The sequence below is a fragment of the Phyllobacterium sp. P5_D12 genome, assembly GCF_054049495.1.
In genome coordinates this window covers 1-5,967 of record NZ_JBFUMG010000267.1, presented here as the reverse complement: position 1 = coordinate 5,967, position 5,967 = coordinate 1, and the positions used below count along the sequence as shown (strand labels likewise).

7 protein-coding genes and 1 pseudogene are annotated in these 5,967 nt (G+C 54.8%); 2 read left to right on the top strand and 6 right to left on the bottom strand.

The genetic code is table 11. The features are described 5' to 3' along the window. Positions 1-806, bottom strand: a pseudogene (locus ACXJ5O_RS16675) (NfeD family protein); the annotation flags it as partial. A gap of 419 nt (positions 807-1,225) precedes the next feature. Here ACXJ5O_RS16675 and ACXJ5O_RS16670 point away from each other — a divergent pair. Beyond that, positions 1,226-2,425 carry an NAD-dependent formate dehydrogenase gene (locus ACXJ5O_RS16670; protein WP_457300865.1) on the top strand — a complete coding sequence of 400 codons (1,200 nt, stop codon included), beginning with the start codon at positions 1,226-1,228 and terminating at the stop codon, positions 2,423-2,425. A gap of 470 nt (positions 2,426-2,895) precedes the next feature. Further along, positions 2,896-3,366, top strand: coding sequence for a hypothetical protein (locus tag ACXJ5O_RS16665; protein ID WP_457300864.1), 471 nt, complete (start codon positions 2,896-2,898; stop codon positions 3,364-3,366). 501 nt (positions 3,367-3,867) lie between these two features. On the opposite strand, the gene ACXJ5O_RS16660 is transcribed toward ACXJ5O_RS16665, so the two are convergent. The 5 genes from ACXJ5O_RS16660 to ACXJ5O_RS16640 all read right to left on the bottom strand — a co-directional run. Continuing rightward, complete coding sequence (locus tag ACXJ5O_RS16660; RefSeq protein WP_457300863.1) at positions 3,868-4,323, bottom strand: hypothetical protein; 456 nt, start codon at positions 4,321-4,323, stop codon at positions 3,868-3,870. A gap of 16 nt (positions 4,324-4,339) precedes the next feature. Next, complete coding sequence (locus tag ACXJ5O_RS16655; protein WP_457300862.1) at positions 4,340-4,468, bottom strand: hypothetical protein; 129 nt, start codon at positions 4,466-4,468, stop codon at positions 4,340-4,342. A gap of 126 nt (positions 4,469-4,594) precedes the next feature. Next, positions 4,595-4,837: a hypothetical protein gene (locus ACXJ5O_RS16650; protein ID WP_457300861.1), complete on the bottom strand. Its 243-nt coding sequence runs from the start codon at positions 4,835-4,837 to the stop codon at positions 4,595-4,597. A gap of 71 nt (positions 4,838-4,908) precedes the next feature. After that, on the bottom strand, positions 4,909-5,229 hold the full coding sequence (locus tag ACXJ5O_RS16645; protein WP_457300860.1) for a hypothetical protein: 321 nt from the start codon (positions 5,227-5,229) through the stop codon (positions 4,909-4,911). Positions 5,230-5,394: 165 nt separating this feature from the next. Continuing rightward, positions 5,395-5,967 (bottom strand): cell division protein FtsZ (locus tag ACXJ5O_RS16640; protein ID WP_457300859.1); only part of this gene is annotated, 573 nt, incomplete at its 5' end.

The following is a 5,967-nucleotide window of genomic DNA, read 5'->3' as shown; positions in this document are numbered from 1 at the left end:
CGCCAGTCCTGGTTGATCTGGTCAAGAGGAAGACCTCTGGTATCGAGCGTAATCTCATTTCCTCCCGCGCTGACTTTGCGGCCATTGGCCTGCGCCAGAAGGTCATCCACGCTCGTTCCGAGGATATCGATCACATTTTCTTTGAGCGCCGCGCTGGAGGAAAGGCTTGCCGCTTCACGCACCGCTTTTTCGGCCCAGTCGACGTTCCGGCCGCGCAGTTCAGCCAGTGAGCGGATATAGGCCGTCGCGTCGTTGATCGCTTTCGTTTCCATCGGGCTGTGCGGCGTAGGGGGAGTGACCGTGTCGTCCCCATCCTTTTTTGTCCTGGCGTCCTGATCCTTGTCCTTCTTGTCCTCGCCGCCCCCTGGAAATGGCAAATCGCCGATCTGGATGGGCGTCGCTGCGCCAAGATTGGTCCCGGGCGCCATCGCCGCGATGTGACTGGCGTAGAGAATGTAGGTGCCGGCGCTGGCTGCGCGTGCGCCGCTTGGACTGACATAAGTGGCTACGGGCACCGGGGAGCCGAGGATGCCACGAATGATGTCGCGCATGGACGTGTCCAGACCGCCGGGCGTGTCCATTTGCAGAATAACGAGAGGCGCGTTGCGCTCTGCCGCCGTTCGCAAGCCACGCAATATATAGTCGGATAAGGCTGGGCCAACGATGCCTTCGAGTTGCAGGACCAGCACTGTACGTGCGTTCTGTGCATCGTTCGGCAATACGGACAAAAAGCTACCGAGTAACACTACGGCAACGGAAAGGGCGGCACGATTATATCCGAACCAATCTGCGATGAATTTTCTCATCAGGCCCATGGTCCAGCCTACATCAGAGCGGTTGCTTCTGCCATATGCAGATCAAAATTCGCGCACCCAACACACACACACACACGCCCTCGGTGGTATCGACGTGCCATAGTGGGGTGATTGCAACCGTCGCGAGAAGAGGAGGACGTCATCCCATCGCAATGCCCATTATCGACCTTGACGCCGAAGAGATTCGTTCATTCGAAGTGATTTGAACACGTTTACCTATCGTGAGAGAATTCCAATGTTCGGTGAGACAAGCCTGCGGAACGCGGCAACCTCCGAGCGAGGAAACACAAGGAGCCGGGGTTTCTCGGGCTCGATCTGAGAACCCTCTCGCTTACCTCATGACGATCCCATGTAACCGGCTTTGCTTCAGGCTTAGTCAGGTGTGTTTCCGCTGTAGGAAAGGAACGATCATGGCTAAAATAATTTGTGTTCTCTATGATGATCCGGTCGACGGCTATCCGAAATCATATGCACGCGACGGTCTTCCGAAAATCGACCACTATCCCGGCGGCCAAACGCTCCCCTCTCCCAAGGCGGTCGACTTTCAACCGGGAACGCTGCTCGGAAGCGTTTCTGGTGAACTCGGTCTGCGAAAATATCTTGAATCGCTTGGCCACACGTTTGTCGTCACCGCCGACAAAGATGGTCCGAACTCAGTGTTCGAGCAGGAACTGCATGACGCTGAAATCGTGATTTCCCAACCATTCTGGCCGGCATATTTGACTGCAGAGCGCATTGCCAAGGCATCGAAGCTCAAATTGGCGCTCACGGCGGGAATCGGATCGGATCACGTCGATCTTCAGGCCGCGATCAACCGCGGTATTACCGTAGCGGAAGTCACCTACTGCAACTCCATCAGTGTCTCCGAACACGTTGTCATGATGATCCTGGGATTGGTGCGAAACTACATTCCTTCCCATCAATGGGTGGTCAAAGGCGGCTGGAACATCGCTGATTGTGTCGCCCGCTCCTATGACGTCGAGGGGATGCACGTTGGAACAGTCGCCGCAGGCCGTATTGGTCTGGCCGTGCTGCGTCGTCTCAAGCCCTTTGACATGCATCTTCACTATCATGACCGGCACCGGCTTCCGGACACCGTCGAAAAGGAACTTAACGTGACATGGCATGACACGGTCGAGGACATGGTCAAGGTTTGTGATGTCGTGACCATCAACTGCCCGCTTCATCCGGAAACGGAAAACCTGTTCAACGAGAAAATGCTCTCGAAGATGAAACGCGGCGCCTATCTGGTGAACACCGCCCGCGGCAAGATTTGCAATCGCGATGCTGTCGCCAGAGCATTGGAAAGCGGCCAGTTGGCCGGGTATGCAGGGGATGTCTGGTTTCCGCAACCGGCACCGAAAGATCATCCGTGGCGGACCATGCCGCATCACGGAATGACGCCGCACATCTCCGGAACATCCTTGTCCGCCCAGACGCGTTACGCAGCTGGAACACGAGAAATCCTTGAATGCTGGTTCGAAGGGCGGCCCATTCGTGAGGAGTATCTGATCGTTGACGGTGGGAAACTCGCAGGCGCTGGTGCACATTCCTACAGTGCCGGCAATGCAACGGCCGGGTCCGAAGAAGCAGAGCGTTTCAAGAAATGATTCGGTAGGCTGGCCTACGCCGCTCGCCAAAACTTAGGCAAATATCCAGACCCGCCAACAGAAACAGCTCTTGACCCGTCGGGGAGGTCGTGCCCCTGCTAGCTGGTGCGAAGCGGATTTCTCCATTGGTCCATTTCTAGTATTACAGATTTCCGGGCACAATCAAAAACCGTTCTTAGCGGCATTTTCAAACGAACATTTATCCGCCACTTCCGCGCTTGTACAGGTGCGGATTCCATGCCGTGGTTAGGCTCTAAGCGGGCTTCCATCCAAGCGATACGCGTACCCGTTATGTAGCTAACCGACGCGCCTTTTTCTTAATTTCACCTTTGGCCGTTGCCTCATGCCAACGGGAAAGCCAACCTTCGTCAAAATAGATAAAAKAACTCCTCACACATCCCATTGGTGGGCTTGTAGATGCGAACCAATGTCGATTGATTGCCTGCGGGAGTTATTGGGGATGGAACTAAATGAAAAGAATTGTCTCGCTGCTGACAATTGCAGCGATTTGCGCTGGCTGTACTACTTCAAGCGAAAGCTTTTACAAGGACAAAACCAAGGGGGATAAAACATCAATTTGTCGTGCTTACCTGAAAACGCAAAGTGCAACCTTCAGGCAAGACCTGGAGGTAGAGCTAACGCGGCGCAATATTTATCCGGGCGATTGTCCCGGATTCGTGAAAGTACAGAACGCGGCTATAGTTGCTGGTGCTGCCGTTGCGCTGGTCGGCGCTGCGGCAATTGCTTGCGCTAATAGCAGCAGCGGCTGCCGTGGCGGCGGGGGAGGGTACAGCACTGGTTCTGATTGGGATCAGTTCTACAACCAGTATGGCCAGCTTGTTTGGGCGTGTCGAGATATCAGAACCGGACGCTTCACCTATGAGTATGCCTGTTCCGGATTGCCACAAACAGACTACAGGTGGCCCGCTAAATACGCATAACAGACCCGTCGCATGGTGCGCCAGGCAGAACACCCTTGCATACCACAGCCATTCATCTTCTTCGCGCGGCGGCTCAATGTAGACCTTGAGTGTCCCGTCGCATCGATGATGCTATTCCAACTCAGACCGCTCTTCAGCATCTTTGTGATGGTTTGATTGCGTTCGGTATCCTCTGGTTGCCCTCGTCTTTGGCCTTTGCGCCGGCACCTGACATAATCTCACGGACAGTGTTCACAGGCTCGATGTTCATGAGTCCATGATGACCAAGTTGCGGTGCCCGTGCGGCTAACAATACGTGACTCAGTGAATGTCTTCGCGAAGCGTTGAAGAATGGCCATGAGTGTTTGAGGTCCGCTTGGGATCTATTTCTGTGTCCCGTCAATGTGCCAGAGCACTTCTGAGGAGTCCCATATATAGCTACACGCATGCCCCATGCTTCGGCGACCGATATATGCCGGTGGAAATAATACCTGGCACGCCGCCGCGCTTAGCTCACGTCATCTAAGTATCTTTATCGACATTTGTTAGAACTCGGGCACGGGCGAGAAGTTGCTCTAGGATATGCACTGCCTCTGCCGCTTGCTTTAGCGAGATTTGTGGGGCAGGCGACGCGCTCTTGCGTTGTATGCGGATATGCCGGAAATCTCCCAAGATTTTTGCAGCACCGGGAACGACGGTTTCAAGCTGTGTGATCATTGCAGCCAGCTGTGACACGTCGATCTTGTGCTGGGCGGTGGGGATGGCTTTGATCCCGGTGTGGTTGACAACCGCAAGACTTACCTGGCGCACACCTTCAGCCGCCAGCAGGAAGCGGGATTGAGTTGTCGTAACAATACGAGCGTCCGTTAAATATGCCTCGGCGTCTGCCAGGCGCTGGTGAATGACAGCCTCATCGCGCCGGGTGATTTTGACCGCGCCAATTTTGACAAGGTTTTGAATGTTTGCTTCCCACGTCATTCTGATCGCCTATTGGTTACTCCAGTTCCGGTACGTCGCCAGATTGAAACAGAATGGTCGGTGGCCCGTAGCCTCCCGCCTCAGGCTGTGCATCGCGAACCCACGCCAAGACGCCAGCGCATTTTACCGCGAGATAGCGCGCCATTCGAGTGGCGTCTTCCGGGGTATCGAACTGCATCGGATCGTAGCAGGCACAAGCTGCCCATTGTCTTCTCGGCTGAATGCGACCACAACGATAAGGCGTGCTGGATGCGCTTTGGCGTCAGCCAATTCAGACATCCTTTTTCGTTATCAATTTCGACAACTGGGTTTCTATCGCGAGCGCGATATCGTCACGCCGCGCCAAGGATAGGTTGTCGGCTATTTCGATAATGGCCGACAGTATCTCATCCCTGTGCCAGCCTACGTCGGACGCTTGGCCGACCAGTTCTATCAGTTTGTCCTCAATCGCCAACTGGCATGCATCAAAACGCTCGGGATGATTTCTAGAACAGTGCGGTCTCGGAATTGGCATGATACCTTTCTCCTCAAAGGATATCTCATTTCATCGGACATTACCTCTGCAGCGTATCAGACGGCTCGCCCCTATTCAGGGAGCTCTGGCGGAAACTCAATCGGTGCCAGACCCTGCATGACACGAAGCTTGTTCGCAGTCGTGACGGACAGGTTGGTCCATATGTCGGCTATCGTCTCGGCCGCTTGGGTAAGGTCGTCGTCAATGTCGTGCTGTTCCATTTCTTCGATGATGCGATCAAAGGTCTGGGCGCCTTGCTCGACCACGCGGTAAAGCCTGGCCGCCTGCGCAGCGCTCAAATCGGCGATCTCAAGCGTTTGTGTAACATCGTCCGCGATCTGCTTTGCGAAGTCTGCTTGCTCCTGCAGCGTTGAAACCCAATCGACGGCCATGATCTCTCCTAAAACAAATTCGCAGAGCCTATGGTCGCCGTCAATCCACCGGTGCACCGTTAGGATTGTCACAAACGTCGAACCGAGACACCACAAACAAGCTGTACAGGGGAGAACCACTCGATCCACTAGCGAGAAGCGGATTGGACATGGTCTCTTACAGTGCTACAGCGCGCGCCGTGGCAAGAATGAAACGTTCCCATTGCCACTACCAAACGCACCTACTGTGTCTGCGCGATCAACAGGATCGATGCCAGTAGCAACAACCGAAACCCGGAATGTTCCTTCAAGAGCATTGTCGAACGTGGCTCCCAGAATGATGTTGGCTTCGTCGTCTACTTCCTCGCGGATCCGCGTGGCCGCCTCATCAACTTCGAACAAGGTCATATCCCGTCCGCCAGAAATGGAAACCAGGACCCCCTTGGCTCCTTTCATCGAAGCGACATCAAGTAACGGATTTGCAATGGCCGCTTCGGCCGCTGCGATCGCTCTGCCAGTACCTGAGCTCTGCCCGGTACCCATCATGGCGCGGCCCATGTCGCGCATCACCGCCCGAACATCGGCAAAGTCCAGATTGATTAGCCCTTCGCGGACCATAAGATCTGTTATGCAGGCTACACCGGAATAAAGTACGCGGTCCGCAGTTGCGAAAGCGTCAGCGAACGTAGTCGATGCATCTGCAACGCGGAAAAGATTCTGGTTTGGGATGACGATGAGCGTATCGGCGCTGTCTCGCAG